This is a genomic window from Cellulosimicrobium cellulans (assembly GCF_016921195.1).
GTDB classification, from domain to species: domain Bacteria; phylum Actinomycetota; class Actinomycetes; order Actinomycetales; family Cellulomonadaceae; genus Cellulosimicrobium; species Cellulosimicrobium cellulans_F.
This window is the reverse complement of the sequence record NZ_JAFGYF010000010.1, coordinates 28,718-55,053: the sequence shown is the minus strand read 5'-3', so window position 1 is coordinate 55,053 and position 26,336 is coordinate 28,718. Positions and strand designations below refer to the sequence as shown.

The 26,336-nt window shown below is 73.9% G+C and carries 23 protein-coding genes; 17 read left to right on the top strand and 6 right to left on the bottom strand.

The window, feature by feature from the left end:
- Positions 1 to 292 precede the first annotated feature (292 nt).
- From groL to JN535_RS20950, 8 genes are all read left to right on the top strand, one after another.
- A complete protein-coding gene (gene groL, locus JN535_RS17160) occupies positions 293 to 1,918 on the top strand; it encodes a chaperonin GroEL (RefSeq protein WP_205206964.1) in 1,626 nt (541 codons plus the stop codon).
- Between the two features lie 165 nt (positions 1,919 to 2,083).
- The gene (locus tag JN535_RS17155; RefSeq protein WP_205206962.1) at positions 2,084 to 2,386 is read left to right on the top strand and encodes an urease subunit gamma; all 303 of its coding nucleotides are present in this window, start codon (positions 2,084 to 2,086) and stop codon (positions 2,384 to 2,386) included.
- 50 nt (positions 2,387 to 2,436) lie between these two features.
- A complete protein-coding gene (ureB, locus tag JN535_RS20955; RefSeq protein WP_240201358.1) occupies positions 2,437 to 2,868 on the top strand; it encodes an urease subunit beta in 432 nt (143 codons plus the stop codon).
- A 3-nt stretch (positions 2,869 to 2,871) separates the two neighbouring features.
- Positions 2,872 to 4,590, top strand: a complete 1,719-nt coding sequence (locus JN535_RS17150) for an urease subunit alpha (RefSeq protein ID WP_240201357.1) — start codon at positions 2,872 to 2,874, stop codon at positions 4,588 to 4,590.
- Positions 4,591 to 4,593: 3 nt separating this feature from the next.
- The gene (locus tag JN535_RS17145; protein WP_205206960.1) at positions 4,594 to 5,382 is read left to right on the top strand and encodes an urease accessory protein UreF; all 789 of its coding nucleotides are present in this window, start codon (positions 4,594 to 4,596) and stop codon (positions 5,380 to 5,382) included.
- A complete protein-coding gene (gene ureG / locus JN535_RS17140; protein WP_205206958.1) occupies positions 5,375 to 6,190 on the top strand; it encodes an urease accessory protein UreG in 816 nt (271 codons plus the stop codon). Before JN535_RS17145 ends, ureG begins: the two co-directional genes overlap by 8 nt.
- A gap of 22 nt (positions 6,191 to 6,212) precedes the next feature.
- A complete protein-coding gene (locus JN535_RS17135) occupies positions 6,213 to 7,229 on the top strand; it encodes an urease accessory protein UreD (RefSeq protein WP_205206956.1) in 1,017 nt (338 codons plus the stop codon).
- A 1-nt stretch (position 7,230) separates the two neighbouring features.
- Entirely contained in the window at positions 7,231 to 8,277 is a 1,047-nt protein-coding gene (locus tag JN535_RS20950; protein ID WP_240201356.1) for an energy-coupling factor ABC transporter permease, read from the top strand.
- A 209-nt stretch (positions 8,278 to 8,486) separates the two neighbouring features.
- Here JN535_RS20950 and JN535_RS21620 read toward each other — a convergent pair whose 3' ends face one another.
- Entirely contained in the window at positions 8,487 to 8,894 is a 408-nt protein-coding gene (locus JN535_RS21620) for a GNAT family N-acetyltransferase (protein WP_307868880.1), read from the bottom strand.
- A gap of 503 nt (positions 8,895 to 9,397) precedes the next feature.
- Between JN535_RS21620 and urtA the strand changes: the two genes are divergently transcribed.
- From urtA to uca, 7 genes are all read left to right on the top strand, one after another.
- Positions 9,398 to 10,663 carry an urea ABC transporter substrate-binding protein gene (gene urtA / locus JN535_RS17120; RefSeq protein ID WP_205206954.1) on the top strand — a complete coding sequence of 422 codons (1,266 nt, stop codon included), beginning with the start codon at positions 9,398 to 9,400 and terminating at the stop codon, positions 10,661 to 10,663.
- A gap of 190 nt (positions 10,664 to 10,853) precedes the next feature.
- Positions 10,854 to 11,738 (top strand): urea ABC transporter permease subunit UrtB, encoded by an 885-nt coding sequence (gene urtB, locus JN535_RS17115; protein ID WP_205206953.1) that lies wholly within the window; start codon positions 10,854 to 10,856, stop codon positions 11,736 to 11,738.
- The gene (gene urtC / locus JN535_RS17110) at positions 11,735 to 12,973 is read left to right on the top strand and encodes an urea ABC transporter permease subunit UrtC (RefSeq protein WP_205206945.1); all 1,239 of its coding nucleotides are present in this window, start codon (positions 11,735 to 11,737) and stop codon (positions 12,971 to 12,973) included. The genes urtB and urtC overlap by 4 nt, the downstream gene beginning before the upstream one ends.
- A complete protein-coding gene (gene urtD, locus JN535_RS17105) occupies positions 12,970 to 13,917 on the top strand; it encodes an urea ABC transporter ATP-binding protein UrtD (RefSeq protein WP_155097876.1) in 948 nt (315 codons plus the stop codon). The genes urtC and urtD overlap by 4 nt, the downstream gene beginning before the upstream one ends.
- Positions 13,917 to 14,609 carry an urea ABC transporter ATP-binding subunit UrtE gene (urtE, locus tag JN535_RS17100; RefSeq protein ID WP_155097875.1) on the top strand — a complete coding sequence of 231 codons (693 nt, stop codon included), beginning with the start codon at positions 13,917 to 13,919 and terminating at the stop codon, positions 14,607 to 14,609. The genes urtD and urtE overlap by 1 nt, the downstream gene beginning before the upstream one ends.
- Before the next feature lie 114 nt (positions 14,610 to 14,723).
- Positions 14,724 to 15,422: a GntR family transcriptional regulator gene (locus JN535_RS17095; RefSeq protein ID WP_205206943.1), complete on the top strand. Its 699-nt coding sequence runs from the start codon at positions 14,724 to 14,726 to the stop codon at positions 15,420 to 15,422.
- 159 nt (positions 15,423 to 15,581) lie between these two features.
- Positions 15,582 to 19,310 carry an urea carboxylase gene (gene uca / locus JN535_RS17090; protein ID WP_205206941.1) on the top strand — a complete coding sequence of 1,243 codons (3,729 nt, stop codon included), beginning with the start codon at positions 15,582 to 15,584 and terminating at the stop codon, positions 19,308 to 19,310.
- A 25-nt stretch (positions 19,311 to 19,335) separates the two neighbouring features.
- Here uca and JN535_RS17085 read toward each other — a convergent pair whose 3' ends face one another.
- The 4 genes from JN535_RS17085 to JN535_RS17070 all read right to left on the bottom strand — a co-directional run bounded on the left by JN535_RS17085 (position 19,336) and on the right by JN535_RS17070 (position 23,135).
- A complete protein-coding gene (locus JN535_RS17085) occupies positions 19,336 to 19,629 on the bottom strand; it encodes a WXG100 family type VII secretion target (RefSeq protein WP_047232478.1) in 294 nt (97 codons plus the stop codon).
- A 124-nt stretch (positions 19,630 to 19,753) separates the two neighbouring features.
- A complete protein-coding gene (locus JN535_RS17080; protein ID WP_155097872.1) occupies positions 19,754 to 20,485 on the bottom strand; it encodes an HD domain-containing protein in 732 nt (243 codons plus the stop codon).
- Positions 20,486 to 20,721: 236 nt separating this feature from the next.
- On the bottom strand, positions 20,722 to 22,182 hold the full coding sequence (locus tag JN535_RS17075) for a sensor histidine kinase (protein ID WP_240201355.1): 1,461 nt from the start codon (positions 22,180 to 22,182) through the stop codon (positions 20,722 to 20,724).
- Positions 22,183 to 22,397: 215 nt separating this feature from the next.
- Positions 22,398 to 23,135: a response regulator transcription factor gene (locus JN535_RS17070; protein WP_205206937.1), complete on the bottom strand. Its 738-nt coding sequence runs from the start codon at positions 23,133 to 23,135 to the stop codon at positions 22,398 to 22,400.
- 114 nt (positions 23,136 to 23,249) lie between these two features.
- Here JN535_RS17070 and JN535_RS17065 point away from each other — a divergent pair, with 114 nt between their 5' ends.
- On the top strand, positions 23,250 to 24,479 hold the full coding sequence (locus tag JN535_RS17065) for a winged helix DNA-binding domain-containing protein (RefSeq protein WP_205206935.1): 1,230 nt from the start codon (positions 23,250 to 23,252) through the stop codon (positions 24,477 to 24,479).
- Positions 24,480 to 24,559: 80 nt separating this feature from the next.
- Here JN535_RS17065 and JN535_RS17060 read toward each other — a convergent pair whose 3' ends face one another.
- Positions 24,560 to 25,159: an NYN domain-containing protein gene (locus JN535_RS17060; RefSeq protein WP_205206933.1), complete on the bottom strand. Its 600-nt coding sequence runs from the start codon at positions 25,157 to 25,159 to the stop codon at positions 24,560 to 24,562.
- A gap of 92 nt (positions 25,160 to 25,251) precedes the next feature.
- On the opposite strand from JN535_RS17060, the gene JN535_RS17055 reads away from it, so the two are divergent.
- Positions 25,252 to 26,010 carry a type 1 glutamine amidotransferase gene (locus JN535_RS17055; protein ID WP_205206932.1) on the top strand — a complete coding sequence of 253 codons (759 nt, stop codon included), beginning with the start codon at positions 25,252 to 25,254 and terminating at the stop codon, positions 26,008 to 26,010.
- Positions 26,011 to 26,336 lie beyond the last annotated feature (326 nt).

Below are 26,336 nucleotides of genomic sequence, written 5' to 3'. Positions count from 1 at the left end.
CATCCTAAGGGCGTCGCGAGGTGCGGAGGTTTCGCCCGTCGCGATACGGGGAGGCACCCGGTGGGGCTGTCTTGCACTCGCCCCCTGCGAGTGCCAATAATGGCGTTAGCACTCTCGTCATGAGAGTGACAGAAGTGACCAGCGCTGGCAGCCGTTCACGCGGCTGCGGCGCACCACACCAGGTCGACAGGTGAGGCCCGCCCGGCGGCGTGACATGAACGCCGCCCGTCGCGGGCCGGCCGTCGCGGGCGCCGGCCGACCGCCATACGCCACCAGCGGAGGATCATTCCCCATGGCCAAGATCATCGCCTTCGACGAGGAGGCTCGTCGGAGCATGGAGCGCGGGCTCAACGCCCTCGCCGACACCGTCAAGGTCACCCTCGGCCCCAAGGGCCGCAACGTCGTGCTCGACAAGAAGTGGGGCGCGCCGACCATCACGAACGACGGCGTCTCCATCGCCAAGGAGATCGAGCTCGAGGACCCGTACGAGAAGATCGGCGCGGAGCTCGTCAAGGAGGTCGCCAAGAAGACCGACGACGTCGCGGGTGACGGCACCACCACCGCGACCGTGCTCGCCCAGGCGCTCGTGCGCGAGGGCCTGCGCGTCGTCGCGGCCGGCGCCAACCCGATCGCCGTCAAGCGCGGCATCGAGAAGGCCGTCGACGCGGTGACCGAGCAGCTGCTCAACGCCGCCAAGGAGATCGAGACCAAGGAGGAGATCGCCGCCACGGCCGCCATCTCCGCCGGCGACCCCGCGATCGGCGAGCTCATCGCCGAGGCCCTCGACAAGGTGGGCAAGGAGGGCGTCATCACGGTCGAGGAGTCGAACACGTTCGGCCTCGAGCTCGAGCTCACCGAGGGCATGCGCTTCGACAAGGGCTTCCTCGCGCGCTACTTCGAGACGGACCCCGAGCGCCAGGAGGCCGTGCTCGAGGACCCGTACGTCCTCATCGTCGAGTCCAAGATCTCGAACGTGAAGGACCTGCTCCCGGTCCTCGACCAGGTCATGAAGGCCGGCCGCTCGCTCCTCATCATCGCCGAGGACGTCGAGGGCGAGGCGCTCGCGACCCTGGTGCTCAACAAGATCCGTGGCACGTTCAAGTCCGTCGCCGTCAAGGCCCCGGGCTTCGGCGACCGCCGCAAGGCCATGCTCCAGGACATCGCGATCCTCACCGGCGGCCAGGTCATCACCGAGACGGTGGGCCTCAAGCTCGAGAACGCGACGCTGGACCTGCTCGGCCAGGCGCGCAAGGTCGTCGTCACCAAGGACGAGACCACGATCGTCGAGGGCGCGGGCGACGCCGACCTGATCCAGGGTCGCGTCAACCAGATCCGTGGCGAGATCGAGAAGTCGGACTCCGACTACGACCGCGAGAAGCTCCAGGAGCGCCTCGCGAAGCTCGCCGGCGGCGTGGCCGTCATCAAGGCGGGTGCCGCGACGGAGGTCGAGCTCAAGGAGCGCAAGCACCGCATCGAGGACGCCGTCCGCAACGCGAAGGCTGCCGTCGAGGAGGGCATCGTCGCCGGTGGTGGCGTCGCGCTCATCCAGGCCGGTGCCGTGGCGTTCGAGAAGCTCGAGCTCGAGGGCGACGAGGCGACCGGTGCGCAGATCGTGCGCGCCGCGATCGACGCCCCGCTCAAGCAGATCGCGGTCAACGCGGGCCTCGAGGGCGGCGTCGTGGCGGAGAAGGTGCGCAACCTCCCGTCCGGCCAGGGCCTCAACGCGGCGACCGGTGAGTACGAGGACCTCCTCGCCGCCGGCGTGAACGACCCGGTCAAGGTCACGCGCTCCGCGCTGCAGAACGCCGCCTCCATCGCGGCGCTCTTCCTCACGACCGAGGCCGTCGTCGCCGACAAGCCGGAGAAGGCTCCGGCCGCTCCCGGTGGCGACGGTGGCATGGGCGGCATGGACTTCTGATCCACGCCTGACCCTCGCCCGGCCCCGTCCGGGAGGTCGCAGGACATCGAAGGCCGTCGGCCGGGTTCGCCCGGTCGGCGGCCTTCGTCGTGCCCGGGGTCCGGTACACGGGCGTATAACGCGGTGTATACACGCCGGAAACGAACGCCCGGCAGGATCGCGGTCATGCACCTGACACCCGCGGACACCGAGAAGCTGCTGCTCGCCGTCGCGGGCATGGTCGCGCGCGACCGTCGCGAGCGCGGCGTGCTGCTCAACTACCCGGAGACGGTCGCCCTGCTCACGACGTGGGTGATCGAGCGCGCTCGCGAGGGGGCGGGCGTCGAGGAGCTCATGGTCGCCGGGCGCGAGGTGCTCCGGCGCGACGAGGTGATGGACGGGGTCGCGGAGATGCTGCCCGACGTCCAGGTCGAGGCGACGTTCCCCGACGGGCGCAAGCTCGTCACCATCCACCAGCCGATCGCCTGAGCCGGCCCGGTCCGGCGCACGCACGAGACGCAGCGAGAACGAGGCGACCCATGGCAGGCATCAGCACGAGCGGACCTGGCGCGATCCGGCTCAAGCGCGGCACCGGGGACGTCCCCGTCGTCCTCAACGCCGACCGCACCGACGACGAGCGCGTGACCCTGGTCGTGACGAACACGGGGGACCGGCCGGTGCAGATCGGCTCGCACCTCCACCTGCCCGACGCCAACGCGGCGCTCGCGTTCGACCGTGCCGCCGCGCACGGGTTCCGGCTCGACGTCCCGTCCGGCACGTCGCGTCGCTTCGAGCCCGGCGCGTCCGCGGAGGTCGAGGCCGTCGCCCTCCGGGGCCGACGCCGCGTCCCGGGGCTCCAGCGCGGCAAGTCCGACGGCGGCGCGCTGGACCGCGTGCCGCCGTCGCCCGAGGTGCCCGTGGGCCCGGGCGACCAGTCGTCGTCGGGCACGACCATCCCTGAGGAGGGCTGACGCATGGTCGCGATCTCGCGCGAGCGCTACGTCGCGCTGTACGGCCCGACGACGGGCGACCAGGTGCGCCTCGGCGACACCGACCTGTGGATCGAGGTCGAGGAGGACCGCACGTTCGGGGGCGAGGAGGTCGTGTTCGGCGGGGGGAAGTCGATCCGCGAGTCGATGGCGCAGGGATCCACGACCCGCGCCGAGGGCGCGCTCGACACGGTGGTCACGAACGCCGTCGTGCTGGACTGGTGGGGGATCGTCAAGGCCGACGTCGGGATCCGGGACGGGCGGATCGTCGCGCTCGGGCGCGCGGGCAACCCCGACGTCGCGGACGGCGTGCACCCGGACCTGCACATCGGGCCGAGCACGGACGTCGTGAGCGGGGAGGGCAAGATCCTCACCGCGGGCGGCATCGACTCGCACGTGCACCTCATCTCGCCGTCGCAGGTGGTCGAGGCGCTCGCGACGGGCATCACGACCGTCGCGGGCGGCGGCACGGGGCCGAGCGAGGGTACCAAGGCCACGACCGTCACGCCCGGGGCGTGGCACCTCGAGGCGATCCACCGCTCGCTCGACCGCCTCCCCGTGAACGTCCTGCTGCTCGCCAAGGGCAACACGGTGAGCGCCGAGGGCCTGCGCGAGCAGGCCATGGCGGGCGCGGGCGGCTACAAGGTCCACGAGGACTGGGGGTCGACGCCGGCCGCGATCGACGCCGCGCTGCGCGCCGCCGACGACTGGGGCCTCCAGGTCGCGCTGCACTCGGACTCGCTCAACGAGGCCGGGTTCGTGGAGTCGACGCTGCGCGCGATCGGCGGCCGCTCGATCCACGCGTTCCACGCCGAGGGCGCGGGCGGTGGCCACGCGCCCGACATCCTCACCGTCGCGAGCCACCCGAACGTCATCCCCGGCTCGACCAACCCGACGCTCCCGCACACGGTCAACACCGTCGCCGAGCACCTCGACATGCTCATGGTGTGCCACCACCTCAACCCGCAGGTCGCCGAGGACCTCGCGTTCGCCGAGTCGCGTATCCGCGGCACGACCATCGCCGCCGAGGACGTGCTCCACGACCTCGGCGCCATGTCGATCACGTCGTCCGACGCGCAGGCCATGGGCCGCATCGGCGAGGTCGTCACGCGCACGTGGCAGGTTGCGCATGTCATGAAGGCGCGGCGTGGCGCGCACCCCGGCGGTGCACGCGGGCCGGAGCTGCCGGCGGACAACCTGCGCGCGCGCCGGTACGTCGCCAAGTACACGATCAACCCGGCCGTCGCGCACGGGATCGACGCGTACGTGGGGTCGGTCGAGCCGGGCAAGGTCGCGGACCTCGTGCTGTGGGAGCCCAAGCTCTTCGGCGTCCGGCCGAGCGTCGTCATGAAGGGCGGCGCGCTCGTCTGGGGCGCGCTCGGCGACCCCAACGCGTCCATCCCGTCGCCGCAGCCCGTGCTCATGCGGCCCGCGCTCGCCGACGCGATCGGGGCCGACGTGTCCATGTCGTTCGTCTCGCCCGCCGCGCTCGACGACGGCCTCGAGGAACGCCTCGGCCTCGCCCGACAGCTCCTCCCGGTCGCGGACACGCGCGGTGTCGGCAAGGCGCAGATGAAGAACAACGACTACCTCCCGCAGATCGACATCGACCCGGAGTCCTTCGCGATCGAGGTCGACGGCGAGCTCGTGGTCCCCGCTCCCGCCGACCGGCTGCCCCTCGCGCAGCTCTACTCGCTGTTCTGAGCCATGAGCGCGATGCCGGAGGTCGACGTGGAGGGGCGCGCGGAGCTCATGCTCGCGCTGCTCGCGGACGCGCGCCTGCCCACCGGCGGGCACACCCAGTCCGCGGGCCTCGAGCCCGCGCTGCGGGCCGGGATGCCCGCGGCGAGCGTGCCCGACTACGTGCGCGCCCGGCTGGCCACCGTCACCCGGACCGAGGCGGCGACGGCCGTCGTCGCGCGGCACGTGGCGCTCGCGGCGCGCCCCGGGCCCGACGGCGACACGTCGGCCGCCGCACGTGCCCTCGCCGACACGTGGGTCGCCTGGGCGGCCCGGACGCCGTCGCCCGCGCTCCGCGAGACGTCACAACGGCTCGGGCGGGGCTACCTCCGGCTGCTCCACCGGCTGTGGGCGGGGCATCCCGCGGTCGCCGCACTGGACGAGGCGGCGGTGGTCGTGGCCGCGAGGCACGGCGACCGCCAGCCGTCGGTGCGCCGGGACCGCGCGCCGCAGCCCCCGCGACCGGCGGTGCTCGGCGCGACCGCCGCGTGCGCGGGCCTGTCCGCGCTCCAGGTCGCGCGGCTCGTCGGGTACGAGGACGTGCAGACCGTCGCCGCGGCGACGCTCAAGCTCGAGCCGGTCGACCCCGTCGTCGCGACGGGCTGGGTCGTCGCGGCCCAGCCCGCGATCGACGCGCTCGCCCACGACGTCGCCCACCTGACCGACCCCCGCGCGATCCCCGCGCACGGCGCACCGCTCGTCGAGCAGTGGGCCGAGATCCACGCCCGCACCACCGAGAGGCTGTTCAGTGCCTGACCAGACGACCCCCGCCAGCACTCGTTCCCTGCGACTCGGCGTCGCCGGCCCCGTCGGCACGGGCAAGAGCTCGCTCATCGCGCTCCTGTGCCGCGAGCTGTCCGGCGTGCTGCAGCTCGGCGTCATCACCAACGACATCTACACCGACGAGGACGCGCGCTTCCTGCGCTCCGCGGGGGTGCTCGACCCGGAGCGCATCCGCGCGGTCGAGACCGGCGCGTGCCCGCACACCGCGATCCGCGACGACGTGACCGCCAACCTGCTCGCGGTCGAGGACCTCGAGGAGGACTTCGCGCCGCTCGACGTCGTGCTCGTCGAGTCGGGCGGCGACAACCTCACGGCGACGTTCTCTCCGGCGCTCGTCGACGCGCAGATCTTCGTGCTCGACGTCGCGGGCGGCGGGGACGTCGCGCGCAAGGGCGGCCCGGGGATCGCGCGCGCGGACCTGCTCGTCGTCAACAAGACCGACCTCGCACCGTACGTCGGGGTGGACGTGCCGCGGATGGTCCTCGACGCGACGGCCGCGCGCGACGGCGCCCCGGTGCTCGCCCTCTCGCGCCTCGACCGCGAGTCCATCGACACGCTCACCACGTGGGTGCAGACGCTGCTCGCGGCGCACCGCGCGGGCGCGCACGTGCCGCAGGACCCCGGGCCGATGGCACCGCACTTCCACGCGGACGAGGAGGGCAACGGCTTCCTCCACACGCACGACGACGACGCCATGCACTCCCACCGGCACGAGCACCAGCACGACCACGCGCACGGTGACGGGCCCGCGGAGCCGGCGTCCGCCGTCGGACGCGGTTGAGACTCAGAGCGACGAGGCGCTGATGGACGACGTGACGCGCGTCGGCGCGTACCGGGAGGCGGGTCGTGTGCGGTGCGACCTGCGCCCCGGCGCGCTGAGCCCGCGCGTCCTGTCCACCGGCCCGGGCACCGCGCGGGTGGCGCTCGTCGCGACGCGTGCGCTGCTCCTCGGGGGCGACCGCGTCCGCGTCGAGGTGCGTGCGGGGGAGGGCGTCGAGCTCGAGCTCGTCGAGGTGTCGGGCACGGTCGCGTACGCCGGGCGCGGACGGTCGGCCTCGTGGGACGTGGACGTGCGGGTCGACGCCGGCGGGCTCCTCGTGTGGGACGCGCTGCCGTTCGTCGTGGCGGACGGGGCCGACGTCGAGCGCTCGACGCGCGTGTCGCTCGCCGACGGCGGAGCGCGGCACGAGCGGGGCGTCGCGCTGCTGCGCGAGACGCTCGTCCTGGGCCGCTCGGGAGAGGTCGGCGGACGGCTGCGGTCGCGCACGCGCGTCGACCTGTCGGCACCTGGTGCCGCCCGGACGCCCCGCGGCGTGGGCGGGACCGGTGAGTCCGCGGCACCGGACGGGTCGGGACCTGCGTGGCGGAGCGACCCCGCTCGACCGGAGCACGTGCGCGAGCTCTTCGCCGAGGACCTCGACCTCGACGCCGACCGCACCCTGCCCGGGATCCTCGGCGACGCGCGCGTCGTCGACTCGGTGCTGTGCCTCGGGGCGCGACCACCGGCACCGCTCCGCGCCGCGGCGGCGGACACCTCCACGCGCAGGTCGGCCGCCCCGGGCGACCCGCTGCGGCTGGACCTCGACGGCCCCGGCGCCCTCGCCCGCCACCTCGGCGCGAGCACCCACGACGCCGGGATCGACGCCGTCGTGGCGGCCTGGACGACGGCCGCGCGGGCCGCGCGCGCCTCGCCCGCTCCCGGAGGTGCGAGCCCCGCACCGCCCGCCGACCGTGGGAGCACGGGCACGGCCGTACGGGCCGGACCGTCGGGCGCCGACCATCCCGACCACCGCACGACACTGCTGACGACAGGAGCCTGACATGCACGTCCCCGACCACTTCCTGAACGACCCCACGTCGGCGACGACCGCCGTCGTGTCCCTCGCCGCCGTCGGCTACGCGGCGTACCGGGCGCGCGAGGACCTCACCCCCCGTCGCGTCGCGCTGACGGCCGCGACGACCGGGTTCGTCTTCGCCGTCCAGATGCTCAACTACCCCGTCGCGGCCGGGACGAGCGGGCACCTCATGGGCGGGGCGCTCGCGGCAGCGCTCGTCGGGCCGTGGCTCGGCATGCTGTCCGTGACGCTCGTGCTGCTGGTCCAGGCGCTCGTCTTCGCCGACGGCGGGCTCACCGCGCTGGGCACGAACGTGCTGCTCATGGCGGTGGTCGGGACGCTCGTCGGCTGGGCGACGACGCGCGGGGTGCTGCGCCTGACGCGAGGACGGGGCGCGGCAGGCGCTGCGGGGGTCGGGGCGCTCGTGAGCGTGCCCGCCTCGGCCGCGGTGTTCGCCGGGCTCTTCGCCGTCGGCGGGACGGTTCCGGTCTCGGTGGGTGAGCTCATCGGCCAGATGCTCTCCGTGCACGCGGTCATCGGGCTCGGCGAGGCGCTGATCACGGCGGGGGTCGTCGGGCTCGTGCTCGCGGTCGCTCCGGGCGTCGCAGCCATCGAGGGCGTGGCACGACCTGCGGCGAGCCGTGCCGTCGGGCCCGACGCCGTGGCCTCGCCGGGTACGGCTGTCTCGCCGGGTTCCACGTCGCTCGCGGCGGCCCCGGCCGGCGCGGTGCGGCGTGCGGTGCTCGCGCTCGGGACGGGCGCGCTGCTCGCCGCGGTCGTCGTGTCGTCGTTCGCCGCGGCGACGCCTGACGGCCTCGAGGCGACGGCCGAGTCGGTCGGGTTCGCCGACGCGGCGCGCGACCACGCGTTCGCAGGGATGCCGCTCGCCGACTACGGCGAGGCAGGCGGGATCTTCGTCGGCGTCGCCGGCCTCGTGGGTGTGGCGCTGGTCGTCGCGCTCACGGCCGGGCTCCTCACCGCCGGCCTGCGCGCAACCGCCCGCCGCCGCACGGCGACCGCACCGGCCGCCTGACGGCCACCCCTGCGAGGGAGAACCGTGGTCGCGCGAGGTAGAACCGTGGCCGCGCGAGGTAGAACCGTGGCCGCGCGAGGTAGAACCGTGGTCGCGCGAGGTAGAACTCTGGTTGGCCGAGGGAGATACCTGGTCGGAGGAGTACCCACGAGCAGGGTTCTCCGTCGCTGCCCAGGTGCCCCGATACGCAGCGGGGCCCCTGCCCTGCCCTACCGGACCAACCGGATCTCGACGATCCCACCCAAGCGGGCGTCGGCGTGCCGAGTGCCGTCGGGTTCGAACCCGTTGCGCGCGTAGAAGCGTCGTGCACGGGGGTTCTCCTCGGCCACCCAGACCTGCGCCGGCCCGGGCGCGACGGCGGCGTCGAGCAAGGCTTGTCCCGCACCCGTGCCGTGGTGCTCGGGCAGCACGTACAGGGCGTACAGCTCGGCATCCCGCACGGGCGCGTGGCCGCCCACGTCCCGCGAGGGGCCGCCGATGCCGAACCCGACCACCGCGTCGTCCACCTCCGCGACGACGACGTGGCCGCGGCCGGACGGAGCCTCCGGGCCGAGCCAGCGCTCCCACGACGAGGTGCGTTCCTCGAGCGTGGCCGTCCTCCAGAAGGTGTCGGGCACGAGGCCGGCGTAGGTCGCGCGCCACACACGCTGTGGTGCACGAGTGCGAGGCGCGCGGCGTCGTCGGGCTCGGCAGGTCGGAGCAGCACGGGACGAGCGTAGTCGCGAGATAGAGCCCTGGTACCGCGAGGTAGAGAGCTTGTTCCAGATCGCTCGACACCAGCGTTCTACCTCGGCGGACCGCGGTTCTACCTCGCCGGCCCAGGGCTCTCTCTCGGCGACCAGGGTTCTACCTCGCGCTACCGGGGGACTACCTCGGCAGAAGTGCTCCGGCGCGTGACCGGATCGTGACCGTGCGACACGTGCCGTTAACAGGCCGGGCAGATCGGCCGAAACACGGCGTCACTAGCGTCGACATCAGTGGGCACCACTCCGGGCACGTGCTCGTATACACGCCTGTACCCGGTGCCCGCGGCGAGCGACCGCCTGTGCGGCGGCCGCCGGCCTCCTGCTGAGAAACCTGCGCAGAGCTCCGCTGCGCGTCCCTCGCTGAAAGGACTCTCGTGACACCTTCACGCGCCACGACCCGTCTCGCCCCGGCCGCCGCTCTCGTCGTCCTCGCGCTCACGCTCGCCGCGTGCGGCGCGAGGACCGAGACCGGCGACGGTGCGGGCGCCGCGACCAGCGCCGCCGAGAGCTGCGTCGACACCTCCGGCGACACCGTCAAGATCGGCTTCCTCAACTCGCTCTCCGGCACCATGGCGATCTCCGAGCAGACCGTCGCCGACTCCCTCGCCCTCGCCGCCGAGGAGATCAACGCCGACGGGGGCGTGCTCGGCAAGCAGCTCGAGATCGTCCAGGAGGACGGCCAGTCCGAGCCCACGGTCTTCGCCGAGAAGGCGGAGAAGCTCATCACGAGCGACTGCGTCGCCGCGGTGTTCGGCGGCTGGACGTCCGCGTCGCGCAAGGCGATGCTCCCCGTCTTCGAGGCGCAGGACTCGCTGCTCTTCTACCCGGTCCAGTACGAGGGCCTCGAGTCGTCGCCGAACATCTTCTACACCGGCGCCACGACCAACCAGCAGATCGTCCCCGCGCTCGACTACCTCAAGGAGCAGGGGGTCACGTCGATCTTCCTCGTCGGCTCCGACTACGTCTTCCCGCGCACCGCGAACAAGATCATCAACGCCTACGCGGAGGCGAACGGCATCGAGGTCCTCGGCGAGGAGTATGCGCCGCTCGGCCACACCGACTTCTCCACGATCGTCAACAAGGTGAAGTCCGCCGGTGCGGACGCCGTGTTCAACACGCTCAACGGCGACTCCAACGTGGCGTTCTTCAAGGAGTACAAGAACGCGGGCCTCGGCCCGGACACGATGCCCGTCGTGTCGGTGTCGATCGCCGAGGAGGAGGTGGGCGGTGTCGGCGTCGAGAACGTCGAGGGTCAGCTCACGGCCTGGAACTACTACCAGACCATCGACAGCCCCGAGAACGCGACGTTCGTCGAGGCGTTCCAGGCCGAGTACGGCGCCGACCGCGTGACGTCCGACCCGATGGAGGCGGCGTACACCTCGCTCTACCTCTGGAAGGGCATGGTCGAGAAGGCCGAGTCGTTCGACGTCGCCGACGTCCAGGAGGCCGCCGACGGCGTCACCGTCGACGCGCCCGAGGGGCCCGTCACCGTGAACGGCGACAACCACCACATCGCCAAGACCGCGCTCATCGGCAAGATCGGTCCCGACGGCCTCATCTACACCGAGTGGAGCTCGGGCGAGCCGATCGAGCCCGACCCGTACCTCGAGGGCTACGACTGGGCCGAGGGCCTCTCCTGACGACTTCGTCGCTCCCGACCCGCTGAGTCCGGCGGGGACCGGGGGTGTGCGTGCCGGGTCTACCATCCGCCCGCTCGTTCCTCGCGGGCTCCCGCCAGTCCCGCCACGACCCGGCACGCACACCCCCGGCCCCCACCTCGGCGGTCACGTCACCCGTCCTGCTACGCACCCACCGGAAGGCACGACGCCCATGGATGTGCTGTTCTCGCAGCTCTTCGCGGGGCTGAGCCTCGGCTCGGTCCTGCTCCTCGCCGCCCTCGGGCTGGCGCTCACGTTCGGCCAGATGGGCGTCATCAACATGGCGCACGGCGAGTTCATGATGGCGGGCGCCTACACGGCGTTCGTCGTGCAGGGGGTCGTCGGCAACGCCGGCGTCTCGTTGCTCGTGTCGCTGCCGCTCGGGTTCCTCGTCGGCGGTCTGCTCGGGCTGCTGCTCGAGGCGACGCTCATCCACCGCATGTACAAGCGGCCGCTCGACACGCTCCTCGTCACGTGGGGCGTCGCGCTCGTGCTGCAGCAGGTCGCGCGCGACGTGTTCGGCGCCCCGAACGTCGACGTGCGCGCCCCGGCCTGGCTGAGCGGCGCCGTCGACCTGTTCGGCCTGGCCGTGCCCAAGACGCGCCTCTTCATCCTCGCGCTCGCGGTCGTCGCGGTCATCGCCCTGGCCGTCGTGCTCAAGGTGACGCCGCTCGGTCGGCGGATCCGCGCCGTCGTGCAGAACCGCGACCTCGCGGAGGCGAGCGGCGTCTCCACGCGGGCGACGGACCGCCTGACGTTCTTCATCGGCTCGGGCCTCGCGGGGATCGCGGGCGTTGCGCTCACGCTGCTCGGGTCGATCGGCCCGACGCTGGGGACGAGCTACATCGTCGACGCCTTCCTCGTCGTCGTCGCGGGCGGCATCGGGCAGATCAAGGGCACGGTCATCGCCGCGTTCGCGCTCGGGCTGCTGCAGGCCACCTTCGAGTACTCGACGACGGCGAGCATCGCCAAGGTGCTCGTGTTCGTCGTCATCGTCGTCTTCCTCCAGGTGCGACCCCAGGGCCTCGTGTCGGTCCGGACGAGGAGCCTCGCATGAGCGCCGCCACGACCGGGAGGACCTCCCGGCTCACCGCCCTGTACCGCTCCTCGCGCGCCCGCGTGATCGTCGGGTTCGCCGTCGCGGCCGTCCTGCTGTTCGCCGTCGCGCCCGCGACGCTGTCCACCTTCCGCCTCGGCCTGCTCGGCAAGTTCCTGTGCCTCGCGATGGTCGCGGTCGGCATCGGCCTCGCGTGGGGGCGGGGCGGGATGCTCACCCTCGGGCAGGGCGTCTTCTTCGGTCTGGGTGCCTACATCATGGCGATGCACCTCAAGCTCGCGGACGCCGGTCCGGGCGGCGTGCCGGACTTCATGATGCTCTACGGCTCGGGCGAGGTCCCGGGCTGGTGGGAGCCGTTCCGGTCGCCCGTCGTGACGATCCTCGCCATCGCGGTCGTGCCCGCGGGCCTCGCGGCGCTGCTCGGGTTCGCGGTCTTCACACGGCGCGTCCGCGGTGCCTACTTCGCGATCCTCTCGCAGGCGCTCGCGGCCGCGTTCGCGATCCTGCTCATCGGTCAGCAGGCGACGACGGGCGGCACCAACGGCCTCAACGGGTTCCGGTCGTTCTTCGGGTACGACCTCGCGGACCCGGTGAACAAGCGCATGCTCTTCTTCCTCGCCGCAGGCGCGCTGCTCGTCATGGTCGCCGTCGCGCGCCAGCTCATGGTGTCGCGGTTCGGCGAGCTGCTCGTCGCCGTGCGCGACCAGGAGAACCGCGTGCGGTTCCTCGGCTACGACCCGGCGCAGGTCAAGGTCGTCGCGTACGCGGTCGCGGCCTTCATGGCCGCGGTGGGCGGCGCGCTGTTCGTGCCGATCGTCGGCATCATCTCGCCGGCCGACGTGGGCGTCGTGCCGTCCATCGGGTTCCTCATCGGCGTCGCGATCGGCGGTCGGGCGACACTCCTCGGCCCGGTGGTCGGGTCGATCGCCGTGAGCTGGGCGCAGACGAGCCTCTCCGAGGCGTTCCCGTCCGGCTGGATCTACGCCCAGGGTGCTCTGTTCATCCTCGTCGTCGCCTTCCTGCCCGGCGGGCTCGCCGAGCTGTTCACGCGGTGGCGCCGTTCGCGCCGCGGCTCCGTGCCCGACGGCGGTGCGCCCGCCCCGGGGGACGACGGCACCTCCGACGGGAGTCGCCCGGGCGCGGCGCGCACGGGTGAGCCGGGCAGCGGCAACCCGACGGTCGAACCACAGACCGCCGTCGACCACGACCCTGCGACCTCCGGGAGGACCGCATGACCACGCAACCCACCGGGCCGGTGCCGGGCACCGGAGAGACGCTTCTCGAGACCGGCGTCGCGGGCGACGGGCTCGACCTCGAGGCCGCGCAGTCCGTCCTGGGCGTCGACGACTCGCGCTTCCGGCACGACTACCTCGAGGTGCGCGGGCTGCGCGTCGAGTTCGACGGGTTCGTCGCCGTCCAGGGCGTCGACCTCACCGTCACCGCGGGCGACCTCCGGTTCCTCATCGGGCCCAACGGTGCGGGCAAGACGACGATCGTGGACGCGATCACCGGTCTCGCCAGGGCGTCGGGATCGGTGCAGTTCGGCGGGGTCGACCTGCTCGGCAGGAAGACGCACCGCATCGCGCGGGCCGGTGTCGGGCGCACGTTCCAGACGGCGAGCGTGTTCGAGGAGCTCAGCGTGCTGCAGAACCTCGACATCGCGGCGGGCGCTCGGCGCGGTCCGCTGACGCTCCTGCGCCGCCGGTCCTCGACGCCCGAGGCCGTCGAGCAGGCGCTCGAGACCGTCGGGCTCGCGCACCTGCGCGACGTCCAGGCAGGGATCCTCGCGCACGGGCAGAAGCAGTGGCTCGAGATCGGGATGCTGCTCGTCCAGGACGCCCGGCTGCTGTTGCTCGACGAGCCCGTCGCCGGCATGAGCCAGGCCGAGCGCGAGCAGACGGGCGAGCTGCTGCAGCGCATCGGCGCCCAGCGGACCGTGGTCGTCGTCGAGCACGACATGGACTTCCTCCGGGCCTTCGCGAGCTCGGTGACCGTGCTGCACCTGGGTCAGGTGCTCGCCGAGGGCACGTACGCCGAGGTCCAGGCCGACCCGCGCGTGCAGGAGGTCTACCTCGGCAGCGCGGGCGCGACCCGCGGCGCCAGACGGAGAGGTTCGGCGTCGACGACCGAGGGCGCGCACGCGTCGCCGCGCACGACGACCGACGAGAAGGAGGCGTGATGCTCGAGCTGACGGGACTGCACGCGGGCTACGGCCGGACGATGGTGCTGCACGACGTCGACCTCACCGTGCCCGCGGGCGGCGTCGCCGCCGTGCTGGGGCACAACGGCGCCGGCAAGACGACGCTCCTGCGGACCGCGCTCGGGCTGCTCAAGGCCCGGTCGGGGCGCGTCGTGCTCGACGGCGAGGACGTCACCCGGCTGCCCACCCACCAGCGTGTGCGGCGCGGGCTCGCGTACGTGCCGCAGGGGCAGCAGTCGTTCGGCGACCTCACGGCGCGCGAGAACCTGCAGCTCGTCGCCGACACGTCGCGCGAAGGGCCGCGGCGCCTCGACGAGGCGCTCGACCTGTTCCCGGCGCTCCGCGGCCTCCTCGGCCGTCGCGCCGGGCTCCTGTCCGGGGGCCAACGGCAGCAGCTCGCCATCGCGCGCGCCCTCATCACCGGCCCGCGCGTGCTCGTGCTCGACGAGCCGACCGAGGGCATCCAGCCGTCCGTCGTCACCGAGATCGAGGACGCGATCCTCACGCTCACCGACGCCGGCGGGCTGTCCGTCCTGCTCGTCGAGCAGCACGTCGGGTTCGCGCTCGGCGCCGCGCGCGACTACGTCGTGCTGCAGTCCGGGCGCGTGACGAGCCGGGGTGCGGGCGGGGAGGCGGCCGAGGAGAGCGTCCGTGCGGCGATGGCCGTGTAGGGGACGTCGCGTCGATCCGTGGGGCGTGCCCGGCGGCACCGCTGCGGGGCCGCGGTGCGGGATGATGGCAGGGCAGGACGACGACGCACGGGCCGGACGACCAGGAGACCCCGCATGGACATCGTGACCGCGCCGGAACCCGCTGCGACCTCGCTGCGCGACGCCGTCTACACGCGGCTGCGTGCCGAGATCCTCAACGGCCGGGTCGACCCGCGTGAGCGGCTCACCGAGCCCAAGCTGAGCCGGCGGTTCGAGGTGTCGCGCACGCCGGTGCGGGAGGCGCTGTCCCGGCTCCTGTCCGACGGGCTCATCCAGCGCACCGACTTCGGGTACGCCGTCGTCGTGCCGAGCCTCGCCGAGCTGCGCGACCTCTACGAGCTGCGCGTGACCCTCGAGCTGCGCGGGGTGGAGCGCATCATCGAGAACACCGAGCTGCACTACGACTCCGACGCCCTGCGCGACGAGCTCGCCCGATGGGTCGAGCTGCGCGCCGCGCCCCCCGAGCCCGACCCGAGCTTCGTGCTCCTCGACGAGCGCTTCCACACCGTGCTGTCCCGCGCGGCGGGGAACGAACGGCTGACCGAGGCGCTCGTCGAGGTGAACGAGAAGGTGCGCGCCGTGCGCATGTACGACTTCGTCGAGTCCGAGCGCATCCGCATCACCATCCACGAGCACATCGAGATCCTCGAGCTCGCGCTCGCCGACCGCCTCCCCGAGGCGCGCACCGCGCTCCACCTGCACGTCGGCGAGTCGCTCGCCGTCGTCATGGAACGCGCGGCGCGGGCGCTGTCCCGCATGGCTCTCGCCGTCTGACGTCACCCGCCGACCAAGGCCCCGCTCGGCACGACGGGTCGAGCCGGAGCCCGGCGACCAGGGTGGGTCGGGGCCGAGCGGCAGGAGGGGCTTTAGGCTGAGCCCGTTCTGTCCGACGGCGAGGCGCGGCCTCGTGCCCGCACCGACTCCGGGGAGGCGATGGCCGCCACGCTGCTCGTCGCGAACCGCGGCGAGATCGCCTGCCGCGTGCTGCGCAGCGCGCGGGAGCTCGGGCTGCGCACGGTGGCGGTGCACTCCGACGCGGACCGTGGGGCGCGGCACGTCCGGCTCGCGGACACCGCGGTGCGGATCGGTCCGGCACCGGTCGCCGAGTCGTACGACGACGGACGACGGCTCCTCGATGCGGCGCTCGCCTCGGGTGCGGACCTCCTGCACCCGGGCTACGGCTTCCGCGCGGAGGACGCGCAGTTCGCCGCGGCCGTCGAGGCCGCGGGCGTCGCGTTCGCCGGCCCGACGCCCGAGCAGCTTCGCGTCCTCGGCGACAAGGCGCGCGCTCGGGCGCTCGCGCAGGAGTGCGGCCTGCAGGTGCTGCCGGGCTCGCCGGTGCTCGGCGGTCTCGAGGACGCGCTGGGGTGGGCGCAGGACATCGGCTTCCCGCTCGTGCTCAAGGACGCCGGCGGCGGGGGCGGGACCGGCGTGCACGTCTGCCGCGACGCGGAAGGTCTCGCGGCGGCGTGGCGGCGGGAGTCGTCGCGCCCGGGCTCCTCGGGGCGGCTGTTCGTCGAGCGGCACGTCGAGCGGGCGCGGCACCTCGAGGTGCAGCTCTTCGGTGACGGGACAGGCCGGGTCGTGTCGCTCGGGGACCGGGACTGCTCGCTCCAGCGTCGTCACCAGAAGGTCGTCGAGGTCGCGCCCGCACCCGGGCTCGATCGCGCCGGCCGCGAGGCGCTGCACGACGCCGGTCGCCGCCTCGCGGCGCGCGTCGGGCTGCGCTCGGCCGCGACACTGGAGGCGCTGCTCGACGTCGACTCGGGGGAGGTCGCGTTCCTCGAGGTGAACCCACGGATCCAGGTCGAGCACACCGTGACCGAGGAGGTCACGGGCGTCGACCTCGTCGCCTGGATGCTGCGCGTCGCGCTCGGTGACACGACCGTGCTCGACGGCGTGGCGCCGTCGGGTCCCTCCGTGCGTGGCGCGGCGGCGCAGGCGCGCGTCTACGCCGAGGACGTGCGGCACGGGCGGCCCGTCGCGGGGACGCTCGCGCGGTTCGACCTCCCGGGGGCCGGCACCGCCGACGCCCGTCGGGCGAGCGACGTCCGCGTCGAGACCGGTGCGTGCGTGGGAGACGAGCTCGGTCCCCACACCGACCCGCTGCTCGCGAAGGTCGTCGTGCGCGCCGCCGCGCACGAGGACGCGGTCGACGGGTTGCGCGCCGCCCTGGGCGACGTGCACGTCGACGGCGTCCCGACGAACGTCTCGCTGCTGCGCGCCGCGCTCGCCGGCACGGCCGTGGTCGCGGGGACCGCGACGACCGCCACGCTCGGCACGGTGCGCGACCCAGGTCCCTGGATCGACGTGCTCGACCCGGGCGTCCTCACGACGGTGCAGGACTGGCCGGGACGCACGGGCTACTGGGGCGTGGGCATCCCGCCCTCGGGTCCGATGGACGACTTGTCGTTCCGGACCGGCAACCGCGCGCTCGGCAACCCCGAGGGCGCGGCGGGGCTCGAGTGCACCCTTGCCGGTCCGACCCTGCGGTTCTCCCACGAGGCGACGGTGTGCGTCACCGGGGCGCCTGCGCCGGTGACGGTCGACGGCGAGCCCGTGCGACAGTGGGAGCCGGTCGCGGTCCCCGCGGGCGGCGTGCTCGCGGTCGGGGCCCCGCACGCCGCCGGGCTGCGGACGTACGTGCTCGTGGCGGGCGGTCTGGACGTCCCGGAGTACCTCGGGTCGGCGGCGACCTTCGTCCTCGGCGCCGTCGGCGGCCCGGCCGGGCGCGCGCTCGTCGCGGGCGACGCGCTGCACCCTCGCACCACCGGTCCAGGGACGGCACGTCGCAGGGGCGAGGAGGTGGCGAGCGCTCCCGGGCTCGATGCGGCCGGTGCGGTGCCGCCCGACGCCCGCCCCCGGATGGGCCACTCGTGGGAGCTCGCGGTGACGACGGGACCGCAGTCCGCGGCGCTCACCGCCGCCGCCCTCGGGCGGCTGCGGACGTCGTGGTGGCGCGTCCTGCCGCACGCCGACCGGACGGGCGTGCGGCTCGCCGGGCCCCCGCTCACGTGGGCGCGGCCCGACGGCGGCGACGCGGGCCTCCATCCGTCCACCGTGCTCGACAACCCGTACTCGGTCGGCGCGCTGAACATCAGCGGGGACACCCCGATCCTGCTCGGCCCGGACGGGCCAAGCCTCGGCGGCTTCGTGTGCGCCCTCACCGTCGTCGCCGGCTCCCGGTGGAAGCTCGGACAGATGCGGCCCGGCGACGTCGTGCGGTTCGTGACCGTCCATGACGACGGCGCCGACCGGCTGCGCCGCGACGCCACGGCCCGGGCGGCGGCACGCGTCCCGACGCAGGTGCGCGCCGTGCGCGGTCGCGACGCCGTGGCGTTCGACGGTGACGACGTCCGCGCCACGGGCGGGCCGACGTCGCCCGCCGACGGCCGGCCCGCGGTCCGCTACCTGCGCGGCGCGGACGACGCGGTGCTCGTCGAGTACGACGGCGGCGGCGGACTGGACCTGCACGACCGCCTGCGCGTCCACGCTCTCGCGCGAGGGCTCGAGGCGGCGGCCCCGCGCGGGGTGCGCGACGTGACGCCGGGGGTGCGCACGCTCCACCTGCACGTCGACCCCGACGTGCTGCCGGTACTCACCCTGGTGGGGCTGCTCCGCGAGCTGGAGGTGGACCTCCCCCCGAGCACCGAGATCGAGGTCCCGAGCCGTGTGCTCCGCCTGCCGCTGAGCTGGGACGACCCGGCGATCCGGGACGCCGTCGAACGGTACGCGGCCGGGGTCCGGTCCGACGCGCCGTGGCTGCCGTCCAACGTCGACTTCGTCCGGCGCGCCAACGGGCTCGCGAGCGTCGAGGACGTGCGGCGTACCGTCCTCGACGCCGAGTACCTCGTCCTCGGGCTGGGCGACGTGTACCTCGGCGCCCCGCTCGCGGTGCCGGTCGACCCTCGGCACCGCCTGCTCACGACCAAGTACACCCCGGCACGCACCTGGACCCCGTCGGACGCGGTCGGCCTGGGCGGGGCGTTCCTGTGCGTGTACGGCATGGCGAGCCCCGGGGGCTACCAGCTCGTGGGCCGGACCGTCCCGGTCTGGTCGGCCCACGTGCAGCGCCCGCCGTTCCGCCCGGGCGTCCCGTGGCTGTTCCGATACTTCGACCGGATCGTGTGGGAACCGGTCGACCCGGACGAGCTCGGCGAACGTCGTGCGGCGGCGCGCGCGGGAGTCCTGGAGGTCCCGGTCGAGGACGGGGTCTTCTCCGGCCGGGAGCATGCCGCGCTCCTCGCGCGCGAGGCCGACGACATCGCCGCGGTCGCGGCGGCGCGCCGCGCGGCGTTCGAGCGCGAGGCCGCCGCCTGGGCGGAAGCGGGCGAGCTGGTCGGGTCCCCCGCCCGCGCGACCGCGCGCGGCGGACCGGCTGCGGCGGCCACCGGCACGGACGGCGCCGGAGGCGGCCCCACCGATGTCGACGACCCGTCCCGCGTCGTGCTGCGCGCGCCACTGGGCGGAGTCGTGTGGCGCGTGGAGTCGCCGCCGGGGCGGCGCGTCACCGAGGGCGCACCCGTGGTCGTGCTCGAGGCGATGAAGCTCGAGCTGCCGGTCCTGGCGCCGTCCGGCGGCCGTGTCGTCGACGTCCCCGTACGTCCCGGCGACCACGTGCGCGCCGGCGATCCGCTCGCCGTCGTGCACCTCGACGCGTGACGCGGAGCGTCGTCGCCCGGTGCGGCTACCGCGTGGTGAACAGCCGCGCGGCCTGGGACTCGGCGTCGGCGTAGGTCTGGGCGGCCGCGCCGAGCGCGGCCGTGATGTCGTCGAGCGCGAGCTCGACCTGGTTCTGCGTGGTCTGCCACTGCGCCATCACGCCCGTGAAGGACGTCGCCGCGCCGCCTCGCCACGACGCCTGCAGGTCGGTGAGGTGGCGCATCATGGCCCCGACCTCCGCCCGGATCGCGGTGACCGACCCGTTCACCGCCGCGCTCGCCTGGGCGACCCGTGCGCTGTCGACCTCGTACCGGCTCATGTCGTCCTCCGTCGTCTCCTCGGTCCGCGGACCGCCCTGCACGCGGCGGGCGCCGGTGCGACGACGACGCTAGCCACGGGACGCCGGGCGGCGTGTGCGCGGCGACGCCCCTGTGGACGACAGATCAGGAAGTGGGGCCTGTGGACGGCGTGGATGCCTCCGCCAGCTTGAGCTGCTCCTTGCGCAGCCGCTGGAGCTCCGCGTCCAGGTTCTGCCGCGCCGGTTCCTCCCACGCCGCGCCGAGCGGGCTCGAGAAGAGCGACCGCCGGTCGAGCAGCTTGGTGAGGATCGCGATGCGGGCCCGCACGTAGTCGGGCTTCGGGATGTGCGCGTACTCGTCACGCACGTCCTTGAGGTACTCCTTGTAGCGCTGCGGCTCCGCGGCGAGCATCGCGAGGTCGGCGTCGCACAGCACCGCGCAGTCGAAGTCCGACGCGTCGGGTGCGTGCCGCACGAGCGCGTTGACGAGGTAGGCGACGCGGCGGACGGCCGGCTCCGGGACCCCGAGCGAGGTGAGCTCCGTGTGGGCGAGCGCGGCGCTCGCCGACTCGTCCTCGCCGCCCTTGTTGGCGTACGTCGCTCGTCCCTTCGCGTCGAAGATCGCGCCGTGGTACCAGGCGGCGAGGCGCACCAGGTCGGGGTCGTGCGTCTCCTGGGAGAGCTCGTCGACCCGGCCGAGCACGTCCGCGAGGTGGCGCAGGTTGTGGAAGTGGCGGTCCGGCTGGTCCCAGCGGTCGAGCAGCCCCTGCCCGACGGCGCGGATCTCGTCGTCCGGGGCGGTCGCCCCTGCGCCACGGGCGCTGCGGACGAACGAGGAGAGGAACCACTGCGGTGCGTCGGCGCTGTTGACGCCCATGAACTTCAGCCTTCTTCGACGGTGACGAGGAGATGACGGAGGTCGTCGTCGCCAGGGTGGTACCTGACGCGGAGGCCCCCGCGTCGCCGCGTGGCCTCACCACCAGCCTAGGTCGCGCGGGACGACCCGCCATCGTAGCCGCACTCGGCGGTGCACGGGACCGGTGCCGTCGGGGCGCTCGGGGCATGCCTGGCCGGGCGCTCGGCGGACGCGCAGGTGGGGCGCGGTGCGGACCGTCAGGGGGCGAGCGGGAGGTCGACGCGCACGGTGAGCCCGCCGCCCGTCGTCTCGCTCACCGAGACTCGTCCCCGGTGCGCGCCCACGATCGCGGCGACGATGGCCAGACCCAGGCCCGAGCCGCCCGACGCGCGGTTGCGCGAGGAGTCCGCGCGGTAGAACCGCTCGAACACCCGGCCGCGCTGCTCGCTGGGGACGCCCGGCCCGTGGTCCCGCACCTCGAGCACGGCGACCGCGTCGACGGCCGCGCCGTCCTTGCGCGCGTCCGGTGGGGCGGCCGGTCCGACCGTGCCCAGCGCGATCTCGACCGGTGTGCCCGCAGGAGTGTGGCGCGTGACGTTGCCGACGAGGTTCGCGAGCACCTGTCGCAGCCGGTCCTCGTCGCCGACGACGCGCAGCGCCGTCGGTGCCGTCGCGCCGGGGGAGAGACCCACCAGCCGGACGTCGCGCGTCGGGTCGAGCGCGTGCAGGTCCTGCGCGGAGTCGCGCGCGAGCGACACGAGGTCCACGGGCTCGTGGCGCAGCGGGCGCCCCTCGTCCAGTCGCGCGAGCGCGAGCAGGTCGTTCACGAGCGTGCCCATGCGGGTCGCCGAGTCCTCGATGCGTCCCATGGTGTCGTCGACCTTGTCGGGCGTGTCGAGCGCCCCTATCCGGTACAGCTCGCCGTAGCCGCGGATCGTCGCGAGCGGGGTGCGCAGCTCGTGGCTCGCGTCGGACACGAACCGTCGCATCCGCTCCTCGGACGCCTCCTGGACCGCGAACGCCTCCTCGATCTGGGAGAGCATCGCGTTGAGCGACGCCGCGAGCGAGCCGACCTCGGTCGTCGGCGGTGCCGGACGCACGCGCCGGGACAGGTCGCCCGCCGCGATGTCCGCCGCCGTCTCCTCGATCTCGCGCAGCGGGCGCAGCGCGCGGTGCACCGCGAGGTAGGCCACGGCGCCCCCGACGAGAGCGATGCCGAGCGCCGAGAGCGCGAGCGCGCGGCCCAGGACCTTGACGGTCTCGTGAATGCCGGTGAGCGGAAGGGCGACGAACGCCGTGCCACCGAGCTCGCCGCTGAACTTGTCGTAGAAGAAGAACGTCGTGACGCGCCACTCGGCCGGGTCGGTCCCGCCGACGGAGTCCACGGTGAACGGCTCGTCCTGGCTCGCCTCGACCTCGGGGTCGGACATCGCGGGGATGTTCGGGACGCCGTAGAGGTTCACCGTCTGGGGCCATCGGAGCGGGACCTCGTCGCCGCCGCGGGGTCGGACGAGGACGTAGTAGTCGCTGGGCAGCTGGGAGCCGCTGCCGATCCGCTCGTTGAGGGTGATGTTCGCGACGGCCGCCGCCGACCGCTCCAGCTGCACGTCGACCTGTCGCACGAGATAGCTCGACACGACCGTCGTCGTCACGACGGACGCCAGCCCGAGCCCCGCAGCGAGCAGCAGCACCGTGATGGCGACGAGCCGGGCGCGCAACGGGACGCGCGCGAACCAGCCCCACCCCTCGGTGGGGACGGGACGACCGAAGGGACGCTCCGCCGTCGGGCCTGCTCCCGGCGAGAGGGGGGCGCCGGCTCCCGGGGCGCCGCTCGTGTGCGGTGCGGGTCCGGCGGGGGTGGTGGACCCGGGGGGCGGGGGAGGGGGCGGTGGGACCGGTCGGGACCCCGTCGTCGTACGGTCGGGGCCGGACGTCATGAGGTCGTCGGCGGCTGGCGCAGCAGGTAGCCCACGCCCCGCTTGGTGTGGATGAGCGGCGGGAGCGCGACGGGCTCGCCGTCGGGCCCGGGCACCGTGAGGTTGTCGATCTTGCGACGCAGGTAGGAGATGTAGGACTCGACGATGTTCGCGTCGCCGCCCCAGTCGTACTGCCACACGTGGTCCAGGATCTGCGCCTTGGACAGCACGCGGCCCGCGTTGAGCATGAGGTACCGCAGGAGCTTGAACTCCGTGGGGGAGAGGTCGACGTCGATCCCCGCACGGCGGACCTCGTGCGAGTCCTCGTCCATCTCGAGGTCGGCGAAGCGCAGCACAGCGTCGTCGACGGGCTCGGCGTGCGTGCGGCGCAGGACCGCGCGGATGCGCGCCACGACCTCCTCGAGGCTGAACGGCTTCGTCACGTAGTCGTCGCCGCCGACGGTGAGGCCGGTGATCTTGTCGCGCGTGTCGTCCTTCGCCGTGAGGAAGACGACGGGCGTGTGCTGCCCCTTCTCCCGCAGGCGGCGCGTGACGGTGAACCCGTCCATGTCCGGGAGCATCACGTCGAGCACGACCAGGTCGGGCTCGACGTCGCGCACGAGCCGCAGGGCGCTCTGCCCGTCCGCGGCGGCGTGGACCTCGAACCCGGCGAAGCGCAGGGACGTGGCCAGCAGCTCGCGGATGTTCGGCTCGTCGTCGACGACGACGAGGCGTGCCTCAGGCGTGGTGCTCATGCGTCCAGTGTCCTCCTCAGGTCTGGGAGTCGCCTGGGAACGCGCTCCACCCGCGGACTCCTCAGGAGGCGGGTCGCGCGGTGCGCGTGGGCGGCGTCGGGCAGGATGGCGGGCGTGCGGATCACGGTGGACCAGAGGCGACGACGGCTCGTCGCGCAGCAACTCGCGCTCGCATCGGACCTCCCGGGGCGCCCGGCGGCTCGGAGCCCCGAGGACGTCGTCGACCGGTTGCTCGCGCTCCACGCCACCGACGCCCCGAGCGTCTACCTCTCCGTGCTCGCGCGGGTCCCCGGGCTCGTGCTCGACGACGTCCGCGACGCCGTGTTCGGCCGGCGCACCCTGGTCAAGGTGCTGGCCATGCGGCGCACGATGTTCGTGGTGCGGCGCGAGACCGTTCCCGTCGTGCACGCGGCCGCGGCGCTCGCCGTCGCGCGGCGGCTGCGCACGCGGCTGCTCAAGGAGCTCTCGACGCTGCCCACGGACCCGCCCGTCGACGACGCGGCGACGTTCCTCGCCGCGGTCGAGGCGCAGGTGCACGACGCGCTCGCCTCGCAGGGCCCGCTCGACGGCGCCAGCCTGTCCAGGGCGGCGCCGCTGCTGCGCACCGCGTTCCTGCCCACCACCGACAAGACGTGGGACGTACGCCGCACCCTGACGTCCCCGCTCACGGCGCTGCTGTCCGCCGAGGGCGCCGTCGTGCGCGGCGAGCCGCGGGGGTCGTGGTCGTCCAACCGGCACGTCTGGTCACCGGTCGAGGACTGGTTCCCGGGCGGCATCCCTGCGATGGACGAGGCAGCCGCGCGCACGGAGCTGGCCCGGTCCTGGCTCGAGGTGTTCGGCCCGGCGACGGTCAAGGACCTCGCGTGGTGGACGGGCTGGAACCAGCGGGACACGCGCGCCGCGCTCGCGGCGCTCGACGTCGTCGAGGTGGAGGTCGAGACGGGGACGCCGGGCGACCCCGCCCCGCAGCCGGGCGTCATGCTCGCCGGGACGGACCTGCCCGGTGTCACGGAGTCGCCGCTCGAGGGCAGCGTCGCGCTCCTGCCGTCGCTCGACCCGACGACGATGGGCTGGGCCGCGCGCGACTGGTACCTCGGCCCGCACAAGGCCGCGATCTTCGACACGATCGGCAACGCCGGCGCGACCGTCTGGTGGGAGGGCCGGATCGCCGGCGCCTGGGCCGTGCGCCCGGGCGGGGAGCCGGTGTTCCGCCTGCTCGAGGACGTGGGGTCGGACGCCGAGCGTGCCGTCGCCGCGGAGGCCGAGCGCATCGCGGCGCTCCTCGGCGGCGACGGCGTGACGGCGTCGTTCCCCACGCCGCTGTACCGCGAGCTCCACGCCTGACGGTGGACACCGGCTGAGTGCCGGGTCTTCGTCGTCCACGGGGAGCCGCGACGACAGGAGCCCAGCACCCAGCAGGTCGGTCAGAGGTAGCGCAGCGGGTCGAACTCCTCGAGCGGGATGATGCGCACGCGCGGCAGGACGGTCGTGAACGCCCCCGCGTGGTCCTCGAGGTCGAACACCTCGAGCCCGCGCCCGGTGAGCTCCGTGAGCCGCACGTTGACGAACTCGCGGAACGCGAGGACGCCCACCCGGCGGTCCGGGTCGTCGAGCAGCGTCTCGACCTGCGGCAGGAAGTCCCCGTCGTGGCTCGCGAGCAGCACGTCGCCCGGCTGGTCGACGATCGCGTCGAGCATGCGCTGGATACCGATGTCCACGACCTTCTCGCTGCCCGAGCCGGCGAGCGGGATCGGCCGGTAGCCCATCGCGAGGAGCGCCTGCACGAACGACATCGGCATCTGGCCCGACGACGCGTTGAGGAAGAACAGCGGCGTGACGTCCTGGCCCCAGGCCTGGCGTGCGAACTCCACGATGCGGTCCCACCGTGGCCGCTCCTCCGGCGCGGGACGGTGCCCGAGGACGTTCATGCCGAGCGTCGCGTCGATGTTCTCGCCGTCGACGACGAGGTAGGTGCGGCGCGGCGTCGTCAGGGCTCGGCCGTCGGAGGTCTGGAGGTCGGACATGCTGGTCAGCCTATCCGCGCGACCGTCGCCTGCCATGTCCACGACGTGGGTGTTTGCGTCGGGGTACCCCGGAGTGGGTACCGTCGGACCTCGTGACCACGCACGACACCGACGCCACGGCCGCGACCGGAACCGTCCGGCTCACGGTCGTCCAGAACTCTCCGGACGTCACGCTCGACGCCTACGCCGACCAGCTCGCCGCCGACCTGCGGGTCGTGCGCGCGCACGACGGCGACGCGATTCCCCCGGCGGACGGGGTCGGGGACGGCCTGGTCGTGCTCGGCGGACACATGTCCGCGCACGACGACGAGCGCGCCCCCTGGCTGCCCGCGTTGCGCGAGACCCTGATCGCCGCGGCGACGACCGGCGTCCCCACGCTCGGCATCTGCCTCGGGGCGCAGCTCCTCGCCGTCGCGGGCGGCGGCCAGGTCCAGGTGGCCGCGCCTCCGGGGCGCGAGGCCGGCGCGACCCGCGTCTTCTGGCGCGCCGACGCCGAGACCGACCCCGTCCTCTCGGCGCTCGCAGTCGGCGACGAGCCGGTGCGGTACGTGACGAGCATGCACGCCGACGCGATCGTCGACCTGCCGCGCGGCGCCGTCTGGCTCGGGTCGTCCAACATGTACCCGTACCAGGCGTTCCGCCTCGGCTCCGCGCTCGGCGTGCAGTTCCACCCCGAGACGACGCGCGCGGGCTTCGAGACGTGGTGCGACGCGTTCGACGACGTCGACGCCGCTGCCGCCCTGGCCGGGTTCGACGAGCACGCGCAGGAGATCCTCGACGGCGGCCGTCGCCTCGCCGAGGCCTTCGTCGCCGAGGTCCGCACGACCGTGGGGCAGCGCGTCCCGGCCTGACCCGACGCCGCGATCCCCTCCGCGCGGTCGCACCGGTCGGCCGAGGTAGAACCGTGGTTGCGCGAGGTAGAACTGTGGTTGGTCGAGGTAGAACTGTGGTCGGGTCTCAGGCCCGCGTGGTCGGGTCCGCGGTGCGGGCGGCCTCGGTGCTCGGGGCTGCGGCGCGTCACCCGGGTCGCTCGGACGTGGCTTTTGGAGCGCCGCGCTGACGCCCTGTCGCATCCGAGCCCACCCCCACCGCTCAGCCGCGAGGTCACCCGGCGACCGGCGACCAACCACCCACCCCGACCACGCGCCGTCGAGCACAAGAACCACGGTTCTACCTC